This window comes from Microcoleus sp. EPA2 (assembly GCA_020882975.1).
Classification (GTDB): domain Bacteria; phylum Cyanobacteriota; class Cyanobacteriia; order Cyanobacteriales; family Microcoleaceae; genus Microcoleus.
The window spans coordinates 32764-51204 of sequence record JAHRFD010000025.1 but is presented as its reverse complement, the minus strand read 5'-3'; the positions used below and the strand labels follow the sequence as shown (position 1 = coordinate 51204).

Here is an 18441-nt window from a genome sequence, read left to right as displayed (position 1 = left end):
CCCAGGGCTGTTTCATTCTCACCAAAAAAAGGGTTTTGTAGGGGTAGCGCCAAGAGTGCCTACCCCTGCCACCAACGATCCAATGCGCGTTTGGGGCTGACCGGGCCGGCACTCTTGGTACGGCCCCTACAGAGAATGAAACCGCCCTGCCCCACACCCCTATCTCTAGCGGTAGGGGCCGGTCTTCGACTGCTGAAATCTGCTAAATCCCGTTCTATTTTGCCTGGTTTGGTCAAGAGATTGATGGGTGTGCTACGGCGCTAATCTATAAAATTAGGAAAATATTTTGGTAAAATTGGCAATAACTTCCACACAACCTGATTGGGTATGGTAAACTAGAAAGCACTTGTTGATGAGTCTTTCACGTTTGACTTTGGCTGGCTCTATCGAAAATCTCAACTTCCATCCACATCTGATTTAGGAGATATTTCATGTCGATTTACGTAGGTAATCTTGCTTATCAAGTTACCCAAGAAGACCTCAATACCGTATTTGCAGAGTACGGAACCGTTAAAAGAGTTCAGTTACCGACAGACCGTGAAACTGGCAAAATGCGCGGTTTCGCCTTTGTGGAAATGGCAAGTGAGGCAGAAGAAACAGCCGCAATCGAAGCGCTTGATGGCGCTGAGTGGATGGGCCGCGATCTGAAAGTTAACAAAGCCAAGCCCCGCGAAGATCGTGGACCTGGCGGTGGCGGTCGCTCCGGCGGTGGCTTCAATCGTCGTTACTAATCCTAGGCTGAGTCACAGGATTGGCGATCGCTCTAAGTAGCCAGAGATACATAAACTTTCAAAACTGAATGAAGTCAGGCAATCTCAAACTAAACGGTTGCTTCCTTCGGCCATAGCGAGTCTCGCGATGATAATTTTATGTTTAATTGTGTCTATTAACTGAGTTGCAATAGCTATTAGTTTATTGACTGGCGATCGTCCTTTGTTCACAGACCGAACCTACACCAATAAACGCAGAGAACCATCAAGTCATCTGCGTTTATTTTCGTGTATTTAAAACCAGTTATAAAAAAAATCTTGGCTATGTGGTCAAATACGAATTCAGACTACGAATGGTTACTACAACGAGCGATCGCGATCGCCCTCAAAGCTCATGAAGGGCAGGTTGATAAGGCAGGCAATTCCTATATAGATCATCCGCTATTTGTGATGAAAAATGTCAATTCTCTAGAGGAGAAAATCGTAGCGGTGTTACACGATGCGGTGGAAGATTCCGAACTGACATTGGATCAACTCAGAAGCGAAGGTTTTCCTGAATTTATAGTAAACGCGATCGGCGCAATTACCAAAATAGAAGGAGAAGCTTATGCAGCGTACTTAGAACGTGTTATTGCCAACCCCATCGCATTGCGAGTCAAGATTGCAGATGTTACTCATAATCTCGATCTGCGTCGCATCGCCAATCCGACAGAGGCAGATTTTCAACGCATTGCCAAATACAAAAAAGTCCTCAGTCAGTTGCGCGGGGTTTTAAAGTAATTCTTATTGAAAACGTTAAAATTCTACCGCAGATATCCACCTTCATCGTGGCACAGGCCCGAAAGCCTGTGCGATATCTCCGACAAAAAAAATCAAATCCTAAGCCATCACCATCCCCCCATCCACATTAAAAACCTGCCCCGTAATATAAGCAGCCGCCGCATCCGCCGCCAAAAACTTCACCATCCCCGCAACTTCCTCAACTTCCCCATATCTCCCCAGGGGAATATACTTCAAAATCTCATCAGACTTGACATCCTTAGTCATATCCGTAGTGATAAAACCCGGTGCAACCGCATTCACAGTAATCCCACGACTAGACAACTCCTTCGCCACAGTTTTGGTAAACCCAATTACCCCAGCCTTCGCCGCACTGTAATTAGCTTGTCCCGGATTGCCCATTTGTCCCGCCACTGAAGCAATATTAATAATTCTGCCACTGCGCTGTTTCAGCATGATTTTACTCGCAGCTTTCGTACACAAAAATACACCAGTTAGATTCAAATCAATCACAGCTTGCCAATCTTCCAATTTCATCCGCAACAGCAAAGTATCGCGAGTAATGCCTGCATTGTTCACCAAAATGTCAATCCGTCCCCATTTTTCCATGACATTACTGGTGAGTGCATCTACTTGGTCAGTTTTCGAGACATCTGCTGCAAGGGCGATAGCTTCGCCACCAGCAGCGACTATTTCGGCTACCACCTCATCCGCAGCAGCACTGGAACTGGCATAGTTGACGGCGACTTTAGCACCCTCTGCGGCTAGGTTTAAAGCAACGGCGCGGCCGATTCCCCGCGATGCACCAGTCACGACAGCAACTTTACCCTGCAATCTCTGAAATGTCTCTGGTAATAATTCCATAATTCTATCCTCGCAATCTACCAGAGAATTTTGCACTAAAATCGAGCCAGAACCAAAAAAATTATTTTGTCCTATGGCAGTTCAAAAACAGTTCAGCAGTTTTGAGGAGTTGCTATCGAGCTCCGATTTGCCGGTGTTGGTAGATTTTTATGCTACTTGGTGCGGCCCTTGTCAGATGATGGTGCCGATTTTGGAGCAAGTCAGCGGTCAAACGAAGGATAAGCTGATGGTGGTCAAGATTGACACGGATAAGTACGAACAGTTGGCTTCGCAGTATCAAATTTATGCTTTGCCGACTTTGGTGTTGTTCAAAAATGGTGCTGAGGTCGATCGCATTGAGGGAGTGATGCAACCGGCGCAGTTGATCGATCGACTGCAACCTCACTTGTAGTTAAGGTATTTTACCTTAATTTTTTTACTGTTTTACCGCAGTCGATCGGCGATTGAAATCGCTTCTACAAAAACAAAGTCCGCCTTCGCGGACTCATAAATTTAGTCCTCTTAAGAGGACTTTAGCTATGAGACAGGGGTTTTAACCCCTGTCGGACTGTGGTGAGCGAGAGAATGAAACAGCACGGGCCTAAAACCCTGTGCTGCTAGCTGTTTCCCCCTTGAAAATGAAAACACCAAGTCACGCAATTATCAATCTCGCAATTCTCGGTAAAACTCAGCATTCAGAGTTGAATTTGCTCATCGTTACGGGCGGAATCTTGCCGGATATTCCGATATTTTTATTTTACTTTTGGGCGAAATACATTGCTCGCTTGCCGTCCGCGACAATCTGGTCAAAAGCATATTATGAGCCTGTTGTCCAGAATATTGTGGCTTTGTTTCATTCTATCCCCCTCGCGGCGATCGGCTGGCTAATTGCTTATTACTTTGGCTGGCAAAGCATCCAAATTCTGTTTTTGAGCATGATTCTGCACTCTCTAGGAGATTTGCCTGTGCATAATGATGACGCTCACAGACACTTTTTTCCGTTCAGCAATTACCGTTTTATCAGTCCGTTTTCTTATTGGGATAGAAATCACTACGGCTCAATTGTTTCTTTTGTTGAAATGTTGTTAGTGCTGCTGTCAACTTTCCGACTTTTTGGTTTTGTTCACTCTTATGTTGGTAAGATATTGTTGATTTTGGTGAATTGTTTTTATTTAATTGCATCTGTGTCTTTTTACGTTCGTTCTTGGGTTTCTCGTTCTTAATTATGCTGCTGGAAGTTCGATCGCCAAATTAGATAAATTTTATTTGTGGCATTAAGGGCGATCGTACCGGGCATCTCTAACACAATGTAAAGTTATGTAACAAGTTCAGCTTGTTCTGCCTCAACAGCTTGACAGAAACAATTTTAATATGGTGAGATACTAAAAATCACAAGTTACTGTATCGCTTGTTCGCATCTTATGAAATTTTCCAATAAATCGCCCTTCAACAGTCAAGAGCCATTCCCTATTGGCGAAACGACCTTAATACCAGAATTTGACCTAAATACCGCAAACTCACTTAATCCTCAAGCCCTTAGCAGCCCTACTCCAGAACCAGCACTCCCCGAACTTCCAGACAGTTTTAACAATAACCCCGAAGATACCCCAATCTCGTCCAAATTCATCAATTTTAACCCCGAATTTCAGGATTTTAGTTTTACCCACCCCCGTAAAAAAATCGCCTGAACTCGATTCTCTCACTGGCGAACCTGCAAGCGAAAGACAAATCGACAACTTCAGTAAAGAGCCTATTTTTGGGGAAAGAAGCGCATCTCAACTCGCTCCAATTTCTGCGGCTAATCCCAAAAATTCTCCACAGATTGAAAGTGCCGAAATCAAATTCAAAGACGCAAACAATCAACCTTTTGAGAACAGTCTACCAGTTTTGTTCCTGACCGGAAGCAACTTTTTAGCCGACAACTTTGGCGACACTAAAGGTAGCAAATTCAGCGATTTAGTGGTAAAATTTAATCTTGGTGGCAAAACCTACGAAGGCACAATATTAACTAACCTCAGTCGCAAATTAGCAAACAATCAATTTGAAGTAGCCGTCAGAGTTCCCGACACCGTAACCTTGGGCGATTCCCGGATTGTTCTGGGCCGCAAACAAAACGAAAAAGTCAGTTCAAATCCGGCAGAACCAGCAAAAGAAGTTCTCTACAACAGCAATTCCTACCGGGTTGAAAACACTACAGAAAAGGTGTTTGCAGCGCAGTGGACGGCAGATAAAATCGCTGTCCTCAACGCTTCCAATCCCAAATCTGTTGTGGCGGCAACGAGCAGCAGCGACTTGCTAATTGGTAACATTACTGTAGGTACGGACGATCGGCTAGATAGAGCCAGAGATTTGACTGTAACTAGCGACGGTTCTCGCGTGTACGTACCGCTGGAAGCCTCCGGTAGAGTGGCTTTGGTCGATCCGATAACTCGACAGCAAATAGACACCAAACCGGATATAGCGGGCATCAATCCGATCGACTTGCCTAGCGGTGCATCGCCACGTTCAATAGTAATAGATTCCCGCGACCAATACGCTTACATTGCTGACGGCAAAGCTGGCGGCAATTCCATCTACGTTCTCGATATCAACCCGTTCTCGTCCAAATATCACCAAGTCACCCAAACTATTACAGTTGGTGCGGCGCCTAGCGGTTTGCGACAGATGGCAATTAGCAGCGACGGCAAAAAGCTGTTTGTTACCGCGCCCAATGGGATAAACAGCCTGATTTACGTTGTGAATATTGACCCCAAAGACCGACCCAGCGACCCAAATCAGAACCCCCGAAAGTGGAATCAATTAATCGGAACTGTCACGGGCGATGAAGGGTTAGAAGGATTAGCTGCTACTGTCAATCCGTTGAAAATGACATTTACAAACAGCGGTAAAGATAGCAAAGGATTTGGGGTACTGGATATTACCAATAACGACCCCGTAAGTTTTGCTGCTACTACTCGTTATGCAAGTTTAGGGCTAGGTTCAACTTTTGATTACTTTGATGTGAATGAGGGAGTTTCGATAACAGTTTTACCGGATGCGAGTTATGCGTTTGTTGTGGGTCGGAATGCGGACGCGAAATTTTTCGGTCAGGAAATACCCAGCATAGATGGAGACCCGCGGGCAGGGAGCAATATCGGCATTATCAAAGACCCGCTGACGAATCCGCAATTAGTAGCAGCAACTAGACCAATTCCCGACGGATTGACTACTGATTTAGTGCTTTCTAGTGACAGCAAGTACCTCTATGCTTCCTATCCCAATTTGAGCGGTGCTAATGGCAAGGTGTATGTTTTTGACACTGAAGAATTCGTCAAAACAGTGACAAACCCCGCTCAATTTCAAATTGATGCTAAAGGTCGGGGTGTCGGGCTGCCTTTGTTTGACAGCACTACAGCACGAAATGCTACGGTTGCTGACCTTTCCACAGTGCCCATTGATAATATTAACCCAGCGGTTAGTGTTGCGGCTGACTTCCAGATTCTGATTGATGCGAACAACCAGTATACTTACGGCGTGCCACCTGGTAGCAAGCGAGCTCCCGTTGCTGCGACTAACTCTCGGGGTTTGGTGGCGACACCGCTGGATTGGTTGGATTTAACTGGGCCAGGTGAGGATACAGAAGACTTGACTCCTACTTTTGAATGGGAATTTGACGAATTGCCCAATCAAAATGTAGAAGAAGTTAACCTGTTCCTCAGCGTATTCGATGAAGGTGAAGGACTGCTGCCGTGGGATAAAGTTGTCGATTTACCAGACCCGAATGGTAACGAATTTCTTTTCAACCAAGGATTGAGCAAACCAGAACAGTTGGATTTACTGACAAAACCTTGGAATACTTCTTTTTACCACAGCCAAGAGAACGACTTCAACCCCAACCGAATTTTGACAGCAACTTGGCAAAGAGGTGATGACGGCATTGGCAAGTGGACTTTGGATGGCGGTAAAACATTTATTGAAGGTACAAATACCAGTTTCACGCTACCTGACAACCTTACTTTGACAGCGGGTCAGGAGTACAATTGGGCAGTTGAAGCTTGGAATAAAAATGGCAGCCGAAACATAGAGTTTGGCGATTTCTGGACGACATTAACCGCTCCCAATGATGACGATACCTTCCCCAGCGTAACTGTGCTGACTCATGGCTTCAAACCTCCCTTTAGTCCTCCCTTTTTTAATAACCCTGGAATTCCTTCAGAGTTTTACCAACTGGGCAATAGTATTGCCAATGCAGGGGCTGAGGACAACGGTTTGATGATGAGGTACGACCTCGCTACTGGTTATTGGGTTCCTGTTACCAAATATGGAGCTGTTGCCGGAGACTTCCCAGCAGGTTTGAGTCCAAAAGACGACCCAGGCTATCTCACCAAGTTGAAGAGTTATATAGCTCCATACCTTGACAAAAATCAACCGTTAGTGCTGCTGAATGACTGGTCGAACAATAATGAATCGGCCGCTCCTGATTCAGGTTTTAGCGAAGCAGTGGCAGATGCTTTCTTTACTTCTATCGTGCAGTTAGACCAACTGTTCATTGATGAAAATAGCACGGCAAAACAAGGGGCAATTTTTAATTCACCGCTGCATTTTATTGGTTTCAGTCGGGGAACAGTTGTTAACAGCGAAATTATTCAGCGTTTGGGGACTCATTTTCCTGAAGCGGGTGGAAAAGAAAACTCTGATATTCGCGACCTTCAGATGACAACTTTAGACCCCCACGATTTCGATCAACCGGGGCTAAATGTGGTGACAAATAATTTCGGGGATTTCCGCGAACCGAAGGTTCAGGTGTGGAAAAATGTCACTTTTGCGGATAATTACTATCAGACAGTACCGAATTTATTAAGCGGTACGGTTTCGCCTGCGGGTCGGGATATTCCCAATCTTCCGTCTACTGAAGATGGAAAAACAGCTCCCGGACTTCAGTTTCCGCGAGAAGGTTGGAGGTCAGAAAATCCCGATGCTACTGCTCCGCTGTTGGGAGAACCGGATTTGTCGGTTTTTCTGGGAACTAATAAAAATAACCCAGATTACAATAGCAGTCGTGCTGGGTTTACGAAGGAAACAGATCCTACTGTTGGTATTGCTGGCAGGGGCGCTGTACACGGACGTGTTTTGGGCTGGTATGGAGGAACATCAGACCTCTTTCCAACTAACTTCCCCTTTGATGAAGACTTAGATGTTAATCCTATTTTCCGTCGGCGCGGTGATGGATATCGCGAACCTTTGTTCGATAAGGACTTTTCATTTGGCGGTACTGTTTTGACAAGTTCCGCTCGCGTTAGCCCTTGGTATACACCGGAAGAGCGTTTTGAGCATGGTGTTGATGCGGCTCCTTGGGAGGGAATTGGTACGGGGTGGTTTTATTCGGTTTTGGGCGGCGGTTCGGAGTTGCGTCCCCAAACAAATGTAGAGCGTATCCCGGTTGATTTTGACAATACTTATGATGCGAGGATGCGGGGAGATTTTGCGGTTCCCACTCTGTTTAACGGCAATTTCGATGCTGTTTTCAATCCGCAGGGACTGAATCGGACTCTTTTTTCTGATGCGATTCCTGGTTGGTCTTTTCATAATGGTGAAACGTCAGCGAGTGTAACTACAAACAATCTCGTTGATGTGAATCAGCTATCTGCAACGGATGCTCCGGCTTTGGATGCGGAACTGGATCGAATTGGAGTCGATCGCACTCAACCCAATTATGCTCTGAAGCTAGAATCTGGTAAAAGTATTACTCACAACCGTTTTGTTGTGCCTGAGTGGGGAACTTTGCGGTTCAATCTTCACGTACCTGAACTTACCACTAATGGAAAAGTCAAAGTTTCTATCAAAGGCAATACACCTAGTGATGAATATCAACTATTAGAAACAGTTGATGATGGTACGATCGATTTGAGAGCAGCAGATGGTCGCGTCAATCCAGGTTCTACACCTGAAATAGCTTACCCCCTAGGCTATCCCGACACCGATACTTACAGGATTGGTTATGGAGACCGAGGATTTGAAACATTCCACGTAGACATACCAGAAGAATTGCGAGGCGAGGTAGCCACTCTCAAGTTTGAATTAACTGACGGCACTGTTTATCTAGATGATGTTTTCTTTCAGAGCATTTCTACAAAACTTGGGAATCCCAGCTTTGCCCGCTCTTCTGAAAATACTCACCGTGAAAACTACCTAATCGAGAAGCCACAGTACACGCTTTCATACAATGATGCTACCAAAGGCCCCAATTGGGTGAGTTGGCAACTTAACAAGAGTTGGTTAGGTAATACAACAAGACCAGGACCAACTACTGCCCCACCAGGTTATCCTCCCGCAGGTTTTCCAAATGGAACTTATCCAGCGGGGCGAGTAGACTATCCCTGGCTTGGAGATAGCGCTCTGCCTAGTAGCTGGGTGCGTACAGAGGGGCCTGATTATCGACGGAACCAGCGTGGGATGGAAAGAGGACATATGACTCCAGTCGCAGACCGCGATCGCACCACTAAGGATGTTTACTCTACATTCCTCACGTCCAATATGCTGCCTCAGCACGAAGGCAATAATGAGCAAGGTAGTGCGTGGGCTGCTCTCGAAAGATACAGCAGACGACAACTCGTTGAAAAAAATAATCGCGAACTCTACATCATTGCTGGCGGGTTTGATTACAGTCCTGCAATACCTCCTGGTCATTCAGACCTTAGAGAGATCCACAACAAGATTTCAACAAATACTGAGGGTAGAGTTGTTCTCGATCCAAATGGGACTTTGACTCCTAATCCCAAAACTATTGGGATTCCTAATTACACTTGGAAAATTATCGTTCCCTTGGAACCCGGTCAAGGAATAGCTGATGTCACTGCTAATACGCAGGTCATTGCTGTCATAACACCCAACAGACGTAGTAGAGAAACTCCCGCTCCCAACTACAGATTGCCAGATAGTCCATCATATCCTAACGGATTTCTTCCCAATGGTGTAACTAACTGGAATAACTGGCAACAGTGGCGAGTTAATGTTGATTATCTTGAAGAGCTTACAGGATATGACTTTTTGTCAAATGTGCCTGAAGAAATTCAAGAGATTCTCGAAACAGATAGTTCTAGCCCTCTTTTATAAATGATTCCTCCTGACTGATAAGGTACTTACACTTCATCAGTCAGGACTTACTCCAGAGGACAGAACTTCAGTATGATATGAAAGTGTAAATAGATAAAATAGGCAAGTTATGAACGCAGAAGAACTGCTCAAAAGATACGCAGCGGGTGAAAGAGATTTTCGTCGGGTTAACCTAGAAGATGCCGAACTAAGAGGCGTAAACTTGAGTGAGGCTGACTTCACTGAAGCTAACTTGAAAGGTGCCATTCTGAAAGAAGCCAATCTCAGACGTACTATTTTTAAGTCCGCTAACTTAGAAGATGCTGACTTAAGTCATGCTATGCTGGATGAAGCAGATTTGTCTAATGCTAGTTTAGAAGCCAACCTAAGAAGTGCTTCCTTGGAGAGAGCTAATCTAAGTAATTCCAACTGGACCGGTAGTAGTTTGGCGTATACTAATCTCCGAAATGCCAACCTGCAAAATGCTTGTTTAGTTGAAGCTAGCTTGAAAGGAGCCAATCTGGAAGGAGCAGACCTGAGAAATGCAATTATGTGTGAACCTAATCTGTATGAGGCTAATTTGAGAGGAGCACTCGTTGAAGGTTGCGATTTAAGCGACAGCTACAAGCGAAATACTATCATGCCAGATGGACAAGTTGTGACTGATAAATATGCTGAGATGGAATCTGACGATTAACCAAGTTGAATAAAAATTATGCAACAGCATATTGGGCACTGTTTAGAATAGCAAGATTTTTTAAAATTGATATTAGAAGCGGGGGTACGTCCTGTCTCCGCTTCAGTCCTCAATCACGTTTGTGAGAGCGGTTCCTCCAGGCATGATAGTGTTTTTTACATAACAACTACGCCACCAGTTATCGTCGTCAAAAATCGCATCTCTCAGGTTGCAGTCGGAAAAACCTGCTTCATCTAAAAGAACTTTTTTGAGGTTAGCACCCTCTAGATCGCAGTTGGACATACCAGATTCCCACAGAATAGCCCCCTCAAGATTAACTCGCTTGAGACTAGAATCTCTTGTGGTGGCGCATTGGAGATTGGCATCACTAAGGTTGGCATCTTCAAGATCGACGGTGTACATACCAGCTTCCGACAGAATAGCCCCCTTAAGGTTAGCTCGCTTGAAACTAGAATCATCAGTGTTGATCAAAGAGAGATTAGCACCACTGAGGTTGGCATCATTCAGGTTAACGTCTTTGAGGGTGGCATCAAATAGTTGAGTACCTCTTAAGTCAGCACCGCTGAGATTAACAAAAGTCATCTTAGCTCTAGTCAAATTAGCACCGCACAGATTGATACTACTCAACTCATTTTGACCTGGTTCGAGTTCTTCGAGGAATGTCACATTAGCAACATTGAAATTAGCGCCACTTAAATCAACTCCAGAGAAATCCCTCTCTCCGGCCGCGTAACGCCTATAAAGTTCTTCAACGTCCATAGCTTTCTTATTCAAGTTTTTTATACTTTTATATTAGCACTTTCCGGTTGATTTTGACAATACTTATGATGCCAGAATGCGGGGAGATTTTGCGGTTCCCACTCTGTTTAACGGCAATTTCGATGCTGTTTTCAATCCGCAGGGTGGTAATCGGACTCTTTTTTCTGATGCGATTCCTGGTTGGTCTTTTCATAATGGTGAAACGTCAGCGAGTGTAACTACAAACAATCTCGTTGATGTGAATCAGCTATCTGCAACGGATGCTCCGGCTTTGGATGCGGAACTGGATCGAATTGGAGTCGATCGCACTCAACCAAATTATGCTCTGAAGCTAGAATCAGGTAAAAGTATTACCCACAACCGTTTTGTCGTGCCTGAGTCTGGAACTCTGCGGTTCAATCTCCATGTACCTAGCCTCAGTGGTGGCAATCTTAGAGTTTCTTTAGAAGGAGATAATGGTGTTACCACACTGGAAACTATTAGCTTATCAGAAGCCAATGGTCCTTACGATTCTGGCTACAACAACGCAGATACAAACAGAATTGGTTACGGAAATACCGGGTTTGAAACTTTCCATGCCTAATGGCATTGCTAATCCGCCAGATATAATTCCACCGCGATGGCAAGATCAAATAACTACGGTCAGAGAGGTCGAAGAACTTACAGGTCTAGATCTTTTGTCAAATCTCCCAGATGAAATCGAAAATGTAATTGAAAACCGGATTTATTCTGGACCTACTAACGTAAATGATTTTCCATCTGTGGTTACATAAGTCTTCACAGTTCTCAGTTTGCGCTGTTTAAGTTGAAGTTCTCATCTGGGGGAACTTCAGCTTAGAGTGGAAGACTCACTCACAATGGTCATTCCTCGTGCTGCCATCGGACATGATTGTATTGCAGAAGATTGCCCCTTCAATTCCACTAATGTTAGCCAACTCTAAATCAATGATCGCTTCACTTAAATTTACTCCTGTTAGATTAGCTCTTGTGAGCAGGGGTTCACCTAGATAAGTATCTGTTAAACAAGCCCCAGTCAAGTTGACTTCCGCCAGTGATGCTTCTTCCAGGTTAGCTCCACTCAGGTCTGCTTGACTTAAATCTGCTCCGCTTAGGTCAGCTTCGGCTAAATTGGTTTTACTCAGGTTAGCTCCACTCAGATCAGCACAGTTTAATTGAGTACAGTTCAAGTTGGCTCCACTCAAATCTGCTCCACTCAGATCTGCTTTAATCAAACTGGTATAGAACAGGTTAGCATTGCTTAAGTTGGTACCAGATAAGTTCGCCTCACTCAGATCGCCATCGGATAGTTGGGCACTACTCAAATCAGCATCACTCAGATTCACACAACTCAGATTGGCTCTAGTCAAGTTAGCACCCCTGAGATTGATACCACTCAACTCATTCTGACCTGGTTGGAGTTCTTCGAGGTCTTCCACGTTAGCAACGTTTAAGTTAGCACTACTTAAATCAACTCCAGAGAAATCCCTCTCTCCGGCGGCGTAACGTCTATATAGTTCTTCAACGTCCATAGCTTTTTTTTACAAGTTGTTTATGCTTTGATAGTAGCAGCGCTTCTACAGACAGAATGCTGTCCTAAAACTTGTAAGGTGCGTCAGTTGTTAGCAATTCGATACGCATCGAAAATCATGGCAACTGACGCACCCTACTACTAATATATGTATCGAAAATCTCAGATTGCTAACTTCGCCGAATATTAAAACAACACCAATCTTGGCGCTTCCACAGAGTAGCGACAATCCAGCCGTGTTGTTCGAGAGTATCAGCAATTGGTTTAGCTTGGTCGAGTAAAATGCCGCTGAGAACTCCCCAAGTAGTTGGTTTGCTAATTTCAGTGAATTGCGGGATTAAATCAATGATTACTTCTGCTAAAATGTTGCACATGAAACCATCTAAAGGTTCATTTACCATTTCTTTTAGCCGATCGATACTACCGAGTTCTGTAACCAACTGCTGAGAATTAACTCGGTTGAGTTGTCTGTTGCTAATGGTCGATCGCACTGCCAAAGGATCGGTATCCAAAGCATAAACTTTTGTAGCGCCTAATAACACCGCGCCGATCGACAAAATACCCGATCCGCAGCCAATATCGGCAATGATACACTCTTTGTCATCAAAACCGAGGCGCATTTCCAGCGACTCCAGACAAAGCTGAGTGGTGGCGTGGGCACCGGTACCGAAAGCGACACCGGGATCTAAACGTAAAATGAGGCGATCGGGATTAGTTGGTATTGGCAACCAAGCGGGATAAACTAAAAAGCGATCGCCAATTTCTTGAGGCTGCCAATGCTGCTTCCAAGTGCTGCCCCAATCCTCTTCCTCAATCAAATCCCACTGCATCGCTGGTAAAGGCAAACCCGCGCACAGGGCGTCTTGGCGCAACCACAGAGACAAGGCTGCCAAATCCAGCAATCGCGCTTTTTCTTCCGGGAGGTAAGCCGACATCAGACAAGAATTACTTTTCATCTCGCTGACACTTCCCTGACAGCCGAACATTTCCAAGCGCCAGAAGATGATATCTTCCAACGCCGGATCGCAAAGAACTCGAATTTCCCACCAGCTATGTGCCATAACGATTTTAGATTGGAGATTTGAGATTGTAGATTGGGGGAGAGAGACTGAGAACTTGCGATTTTAGATTTTAGATTGGGAGCAAGGGCGGGATCATTGGTGTCAACTTAAGCCTGAAAGCCCTGAGAAATCTGGTTTTTACCTGAGTCTAGATCCCCCTAAATCCCCCTTAAGAAGGGGGACTTTGAGAAGACTCTTGTCCCCCCCTTCTTAAGGGGGGTTAGGGGGGATCTAGGCTTAATAGTCAAACAGCAGTCTCTGACTGGGTTTGACGTTAAGTTGACACCAATGGGGCGGGATCAGTCCCCCAATTTCAAAACCTAAAATCCCAAATACTTCAAAGATTCACTGTGTAAGCATCCCGAATTCCTGGAACTTTGATGATTTCAGCCAATATTCCCTCTGGCAGAGGATCGTCGAGGCTCAGAACCATCACCGCGTCACCGCGCACGATTTTACGCCCTACCTGCATACTGGCAATATTGACATTAAAACTGCCCAACTGAGAACCAATTTTGCCAATAATTCCCGGCATATCGCGGTGCAAGGTAAATAACATATGGTGAGTCGGGGAAACGTTGACGGGGAAATCGTCCACGCTGGTAATCCGAATTTCGTTTTCGCCGAGGACAGCACCAGTGACGGTGTGTTCGCCCAGGGTTCCCTTGGCCATCAGGTGCAGAGAGCCTGTGTAGTCGCGAATTGAAGCATCTCTGGTTTCGACGACGCGAATGCCACGTTCTTTGGCTTCAATGCTGGCGTTGACGTAGTTAACGCGCTCTCTGAGGGCTTGGGAGAGGAGTCCTTTGAGGGCGGCGACGACTACGGGCTGGCTTTGATTATTTGCTAATTCGCCTTGGAGTTGGACGTTGAGGTAATCGACTCGGCCTCCGGCTAGCTGGCTGACGAGGTTGCCTAGGGTTTCGGCGAGTTGCAGGTAGGGTTTGAGTTTTTCGATCGAATCTGGGAAAATTCCTGGTATGTTAACAGCCGATCGCGCTGGCAATCCTAACAGTACATCACGGATTTGTTCGGCAACGTCGATCGCCACATTCACCTGAGCTTCGGCTGTCGATGCGCCCAAGTGGGGTGTCAGCACGATGTTTTGGCCCACACTCCGCAGAGGAGAATCAGCTTCCAGGGGCTCGTGTTCGTAAACGTCGATCGCAGCGCCGGCAATCTTCCCTTCTTTTATGGCTTCAGCGAGGGCTGCTTCGTCGATGATGCCACCTCTGGCGCAGTTAATGATGCGGGCCGTGGGCTTCATTTTCGACAGCACTTGGGCGTTGATTAGGTGCAGGGTTTCGGGGGTTTTGGGGATGTGTAGCGTGATGTAGTCAGATTCGCGCATCAGCAGTTCTAGTTCTACTAAGCGACAGCCCAACTGTTCGGCTCTTTCGGTGGAAATGAAGGGGTCGTAGGCGAGCAGTTTCATGCCCATTGCTTTGGCGGCGGCGGCTAGGTGGGAGCCGATTTTGCCCAAACCGACGATACCGAGGGTTTTTTTGTAAACTTCTACGCCGATGAAGCGGTTGCGTTCCCATTTACCACTTTTGACAGATGCGTTGGCTTCTGGGATGTGGCGGGACATGGACAGCATCATGGCGATCGCGTGTTCGGCGGCGGCGATCGTGTTACCTTCGGGAGAATTGACGACTACAATTCCTTTGCGAGTGGCGGCGGGTACATCTACGTTGTCTACGCCGACTCCAGCGCGCCCGATGATTTTGAGTAAGTTGCCGGCTTCGATGATTTCTTTGGTAACTTGGGTGCCAGAACGAATCATTAAAGCATCGTACTCTGGAATAATTCGTACCAGTTCTGCTGCTGACAAACCTGTGTTGACATCAACTTGAGCGACTTGAGAGAGGATATCAATTCCGGCTTGGTCGATGGGATCGGATACTAAAACTTTAGGCATAGCAAGCAATTGAGTGGAATCAGTAAAAATAGGTCCAGCGAGCTCAAAGTAGAGGCTAAGACTGGGAGCAGTATCTTACTGCTGAGCTTAATTTGGGCTTTGTGCAGTTTGAATTGTATATGTATTTGGTCGAGACGGGTCGTTTTTGCTTGAAATATTTTAGGTTTGTGGTCGATCGCACTCTCAAACCGGCTTCAAATCCCCGAACTGCTTAGCTAGTAAGTCTTTTCGGGTTATAATACATTTTAGCTATCTTAGCTGAACTATCAGGAATTGTGTTTAATGAATTATCTTATTGCCGTACTCCCCGATCGAATGCAAGCCGAAGCTGCCTATTGTGCTCTGGAAAAAGAAGGCTTACCGATGAAACAGGTAAGTATTTTGGGCCGCGGCTACAAAACTGCGGATGAATTTGGTTTGATCGACCCGAATCAGCAAGCAAAGAAACAAGCTAAATTGATGGCTATTTGGTTGATACCTTTTGGGTTTATTGCTGGCTTTACTTTCAGTCTAATTACTGAGTTGAAGACTTTTGCCTGGGCGGGAGAAATAGGCGATCATGTCATCGGTGGGGTATTAGGTGCGATCGCTGCTGCGATGGGTAGTGTGTTTGTGGGAGGCGCGGGTGGTATGGCTTTTGGTAGCGGCGATGCTTTACCCTACCGCAACCGTTTGAATGCAGGTAAGTTTTTGATTGCGGTGAAGGGTACTGATGATTTGACTGGAAAGGCTGCTAATATTTTGCGGCAGTTTGAACCGGAAAATATGCAAGGTTATACCGAGAGTTAGTTATTAGTCATTAGTCATTAGTCAGCAGTCATTAGTCAGCAGTCATTAGTCAGCAGTCATTAGTCAGCAGTCATTAGTCAGCAGTCATTAGACATCTATAACAAAGAATCTCAAGCTTTTTCAGAAATGTAGGGGTGAAGCAAGTCGGCGACAATTAATGTTAAAAGCCTTTAATTTTAGACAGACTTACTTCACCATCCCCAGGATATTTTGCCCGAATCGTGTAATCTTTGGAGAGAGTTATGGAATCATCAACTATCCCCCTGAATTCTCCACTAGAACTAACGCTCGAATTAACTGACGAGCAGTTTTTTATGTTGTGTCAAGAAAACCGCGATTTCAGATTTGAACGTACTGCTAGTGGAGGATTGATTATTATGTCTCCTACCGGTAGCGAAACTGGTAATTGCAACATTGACTTATCTTATCAACTTCAATCTTGGAGCCGTCAAAATAAGCATTTGGGAATTGCTTTTGACTCTTCAACAGGATTTAAACTGCCCGACGGTACAGATATTTCTCCCGATGCTGCTTGGGTGCGGCGCGACAGGTGGGAGGCTTTAACTGCTGAAGAGAAAAAGAAATTTGCGCCGATTTGTCCTGATTTTGTAGTGGAATTGCGCTCGGCTAGCGATTCATTAGAAAAATTGCGGGCTAAAATGAAAGTGTACATCAAAAATGGAGCGAGGTTGGGATGGTTGCTCGATCGCCAAAATAGACAAGTTGAAATCTCCCGTCCAGATAGAGATGTGGAAATTATATGTTCCCCTGCAACTTTGTCAGGTGAGGATGTATTGCCCGGTTTAGTTTTAGATTTAAGCGATATTTTGTAGGGTGATGTAAATTATGGCAAGTTTGCAAAGAGAAGAACTGTTAAAAGGGATTGAAAATCGCGAATCGGTGGCGCGAGTCATTGACTGCGCGGAACAAGCTATTAAAACTTGGGAGGTTACTCAGACTGATTTTATGTCGCCTCCAGAATTGGCGGAAGCTAAGATTGTATTTAATCGTTTGAGTGATGTGGAGTTGGTGGCTTGGGGCGGCTATCCCCAGGCGGAAAGACAAAGAATAGCGATCGCGCGATCGGAAATTGCGATCGACTCTGGTAGTGTTAACATTGCTGCGGTAGAAATCGCTGGCAATTTCCTGTTCGATACAGCTTCTCACCGCGACTTTTTGGGGGCGATGTTGGGTACGGGAATTGTGCGGGAGAAAACCGGCGATGTGATTGTGTTGGGGGAACGTGGCGCCCAGGCGATCGTGATGCCAGAGATGGTAGAGTATTTGGAGATGAGTTTGCAACAAGTGCGATCGGTTCCGGTCAAAACTCGGCGCATTGAATTGAGTGAACTCAAAATTAGGGAACCGAAAAAGAAAGAAATGACCACAGTTGAAGCCTCCATGAGATTGGATGCTGTGGCTTCGGCGGGATTCGCCATGTCTCGCAGCAAAATGGTGGATTTAATTGACAGCGGCGACGTGCGAGTTAATTGGAAAGACATCACTCAAGCTAGTTATAATGTCAAGTCTGGAGATTTAATCGCTGTTAGCGGCAAGGGAAGATTGGAAATTGGAGAAGTTGCTGTTACCAAGAAGGAACGCTATCGAGTGCAATTAACTCGGTATTTGTAATTTATAGGCCAGAAACCGGGTTTTTTCCGAGAGTATTGTTACACCACCCAAAAACTCCGAAAAACCCGGTTTCTTTAGATGAATTTACGATAGACTAATATTATATCCGGTCAAATAAACCGAATTCCTGTAGGGGCGGGTTCACCAACCATAATCGCCTGAAATAAACCATCTCGAAAACCCGCCCTAACCCAACCAACAATCCCAATGTGCATTTGGGAATTAATGCAAATTTCATTGATGTGGGTTATTGGTGGGGCGAGGGCGGGTTTATTGAGATTGTCGGTACTCATTAAAGATTGTTGGTGAACCCGCCCCTACGGGATTTATGTTGGATTATCATGCGAAAAACCCGGTTTCTTTGGTTTATGTCCTAGTCTTGGATGTGCGGGGTGGCGAGAAACCGGGTTTTTTCCAGAATCGTTGATTACAGTCGGTGATTTGGGCAAAAACCCGGTTTCTGAGATTTGGGGTTGGGCGAGAAACCGGGTTTTTTTCGAGGATATTGATACAGCCGAAAAACTGCGAAAAACCCGGTTTCTTTGGTTTATGTCCTAGTCTTGGATGTGCGGGGTGGCGAGAAACCGGGTTTTTTCCAGAATCGTTGATTACAGTCGGTGATTTGGGCAAAAACCCGGTTTCTGAGATTT

Annotated in this window: 17 protein-coding genes; 10 read left to right on the top strand and 7 right to left on the bottom strand. The window is 45.4% G+C overall.

Features of this window, described 5'->3' with window-relative positions; all coding sequences use genetic code 11:
- Positions 1–431: 431 nt before the first annotated feature.
- On the top strand, positions 432–731 hold the full coding sequence (locus AAFP14_RS19965; protein WP_341733955.1) for an RNA recognition motif domain-containing protein: 300 nt from the start codon (positions 432–434) through the stop codon (positions 729–731).
- Between the two features lie 303 nt (positions 732–1034).
- On the top strand, positions 1035–1490 hold the full coding sequence (locus AAFP14_RS19960; RefSeq protein ID WP_341733954.1) for a GTP pyrophosphokinase: 456 nt from the start codon (positions 1035–1037) through the stop codon (positions 1488–1490).
- A gap of 99 nt (positions 1491–1589) precedes the next feature.
- Here the strand turns inward: AAFP14_RS19960 and fabG are convergent, their stop codons facing one another.
- Positions 1590–2354, bottom strand: a complete 765-nt coding sequence (fabG, locus tag AAFP14_RS19955) for a 3-oxoacyl-[acyl-carrier-protein] reductase (protein WP_341733953.1) — start codon at positions 2352–2354, stop codon at positions 1590–1592.
- A gap of 73 nt (positions 2355–2427) precedes the next feature.
- Between fabG and trxA the strand changes: the two genes are divergently transcribed.
- The 4 genes from trxA (at position 2428) to AAFP14_RS19935 (ending at position 10101) form a co-directional block, all read left to right on the top strand.
- On the top strand, positions 2428–2745 hold the full coding sequence (gene trxA, locus AAFP14_RS19950) for a thioredoxin (protein ID WP_341733952.1): 318 nt from the start codon (positions 2428–2430) through the stop codon (positions 2743–2745).
- 226 nt (positions 2746–2971) lie between these two features.
- Positions 2972–3556 (top strand): hypothetical protein, encoded by a 585-nt coding sequence (locus AAFP14_RS19945; RefSeq protein WP_341733951.1) that lies wholly within the window; start codon positions 2972–2974, stop codon positions 3554–3556.
- Between the two features lie 664 nt (positions 3557–4220).
- Complete coding sequence (locus AAFP14_RS19940; RefSeq protein WP_341733950.1) at positions 4221–9425, top strand: DNA/RNA non-specific endonuclease; 5205 nt, start codon at positions 4221–4223, stop codon at positions 9423–9425.
- Positions 9426–9534: 109 nt separating this feature from the next.
- On the top strand, positions 9535–10101 hold the full coding sequence (locus tag AAFP14_RS19935; RefSeq protein ID WP_341733949.1) for a pentapeptide repeat-containing protein: 567 nt from the start codon (positions 9535–9537) through the stop codon (positions 10099–10101).
- A 102-nt stretch (positions 10102–10203) separates the two neighbouring features.
- Here AAFP14_RS19935 and AAFP14_RS19930 read toward each other — a convergent pair whose 3' ends face one another.
- Entirely contained in the window at positions 10204–10860 is a 657-nt protein-coding gene (locus tag AAFP14_RS19930) for a pentapeptide repeat-containing protein (RefSeq protein ID WP_341733948.1), read from the bottom strand.
- 76 nt (positions 10861–10936) lie between these two features.
- On the opposite strand from AAFP14_RS19930, the gene AAFP14_RS19925 reads away from it, so the two are divergent.
- On the top strand, positions 10937–11443 hold the full coding sequence (locus AAFP14_RS19925) for a hypothetical protein (RefSeq protein ID WP_341733947.1): 507 nt from the start codon (positions 10937–10939) through the stop codon (positions 11441–11443).
- Positions 11444–11708: 265 nt separating this feature from the next.
- On the opposite strand, the gene AAFP14_RS19920 is transcribed toward AAFP14_RS19925, so the two are convergent.
- From AAFP14_RS19920 to serA, 3 genes are all read right to left on the bottom strand, one after another.
- Entirely contained in the window at positions 11709–12389 is a 681-nt protein-coding gene (locus AAFP14_RS19920; RefSeq protein WP_341733946.1) for a pentapeptide repeat-containing protein, read from the bottom strand.
- Between the two features lie 169 nt (positions 12390–12558).
- The gene (gene prmA / locus AAFP14_RS19915) at positions 12559–13449 is read right to left on the bottom strand and encodes a 50S ribosomal protein L11 methyltransferase (RefSeq protein WP_341733945.1); all 891 of its coding nucleotides are present in this window, start codon (positions 13447–13449) and stop codon (positions 12559–12561) included.
- 337 nt (positions 13450–13786) lie between these two features.
- Positions 13787–15370, bottom strand: coding sequence for a phosphoglycerate dehydrogenase (serA, locus tag AAFP14_RS19910; protein ID WP_341733944.1), 1584 nt, complete (start codon positions 15368–15370; stop codon positions 13787–13789).
- A gap of 282 nt (positions 15371–15652) precedes the next feature.
- Here serA and AAFP14_RS19905 point away from each other — a divergent pair, with 282 nt between their 5' ends.
- The 3 genes from AAFP14_RS19905 to AAFP14_RS19895 all read left to right on the top strand — a co-directional run bounded on the left by AAFP14_RS19905 (position 15653) and on the right by AAFP14_RS19895 (position 17791).
- Entirely contained in the window at positions 15653–16159 is a 507-nt protein-coding gene (locus AAFP14_RS19905; RefSeq protein WP_341733943.1) for a hypothetical protein, read from the top strand.
- 242 nt (positions 16160–16401) lie between these two features.
- A complete protein-coding gene (locus tag AAFP14_RS19900; protein ID WP_341733942.1) occupies positions 16402–16992 on the top strand; it encodes a Uma2 family endonuclease in 591 nt (196 codons plus the stop codon).
- 13 nt (positions 16993–17005) lie between these two features.
- A complete protein-coding gene (locus AAFP14_RS19895) occupies positions 17006–17791 on the top strand; it encodes a photosystem II S4 domain protein (protein ID WP_341733941.1) in 786 nt (261 codons plus the stop codon).
- Between the two features lie 110 nt (positions 17792–17901).
- On the opposite strand, the gene AAFP14_RS19890 is transcribed toward AAFP14_RS19895, so the two are convergent.
- Both AAFP14_RS19890 and AAFP14_RS19885 read right to left on the bottom strand, forming a co-directional pair.
- Entirely contained in the window at positions 17902–18084 is a 183-nt protein-coding gene (locus tag AAFP14_RS19890; protein WP_341733940.1) for a hypothetical protein, read from the bottom strand.
- A gap of 73 nt (positions 18085–18157) precedes the next feature.
- On the bottom strand, positions 18158–18441 hold a 284-nt coding region (locus AAFP14_RS19885; RefSeq protein WP_341733939.1), incomplete at its 5' end, for a hypothetical protein.

Bases quoted from the DNA above. Each gene is read 5' to 3' on its own strand.
- AAFP14_RS19900 (WP_341733942.1), top strand. From the start codon at position 16,402: ATGGAATCATCAACTATCCCCCTGAATTCTCCACTAGAACTAACGCTC.
- AAFP14_RS19895 (WP_341733941.1), top strand. From the start codon at position 17,006: ATGGCAAGTTTGCAAAGAGAAGAACTGTTAAAAGGGATTGAAAATCGC.
- prmA (WP_341733945.1), bottom strand. From the start codon at position 13,449: ATGGCACATAGCTGGTGGGAAATTCGAGTTCTTTGCGATCCGGCGTTG.
- AAFP14_RS19945 (WP_341733951.1), top strand. From the start codon at position 2,972: ATGAAAACACCAAGTCACGCAATTATCAATCTCGCAATTCTCGGTAAA.
- AAFP14_RS19935 (WP_341733949.1), top strand. From the start codon at position 9,535: ATGAACGCAGAAGAACTGCTCAAAAGATACGCAGCGGGTGAAAGAGAT.
- AAFP14_RS19925 (WP_341733947.1), top strand. From the start codon at position 10,937: ATGCGGGGAGATTTTGCGGTTCCCACTCTGTTTAACGGCAATTTCGAT.
- serA (WP_341733944.1), bottom strand. From the start codon at position 15,370: ATGCCTAAAGTTTTAGTATCCGATCCCATCGACCAAGCCGGAATTGAT.
- AAFP14_RS19965 (WP_341733955.1), top strand. From the start codon at position 432: ATGTCGATTTACGTAGGTAATCTTGCTTATCAAGTTACCCAAGAAGAC.
- AAFP14_RS19920 (WP_341733946.1), bottom strand. From the start codon at position 12,389: ATGGACGTTGAAGAACTATATAGACGTTACGCCGCCGGAGAGAGGGAT.
- AAFP14_RS19890 (WP_341733940.1), bottom strand. From the start codon at position 18,084: ATGAGTACCGACAATCTCAATAAACCCGCCCTCGCCCCACCAATAACC.
- AAFP14_RS19930 (WP_341733948.1), bottom strand. From the start codon at position 10,860: ATGGACGTTGAAGAACTTTATAGGCGTTACGCGGCCGGAGAGAGGGAT.
- AAFP14_RS19905 (WP_341733943.1), top strand. From the start codon at position 15,653: ATGAATTATCTTATTGCCGTACTCCCCGATCGAATGCAAGCCGAAGCT.
- AAFP14_RS19960 (WP_341733954.1), top strand. From the start codon at position 1,035: ATGTGGTCAAATACGAATTCAGACTACGAATGGTTACTACAACGAGCG.
- fabG (WP_341733953.1), bottom strand. From the start codon at position 2,354: ATGGAATTATTACCAGAGACATTTCAGAGATTGCAGGGTAAAGTTGCT.
- trxA (WP_341733952.1), top strand. From the start codon at position 2,428: ATGGCAGTTCAAAAACAGTTCAGCAGTTTTGAGGAGTTGCTATCGAGC.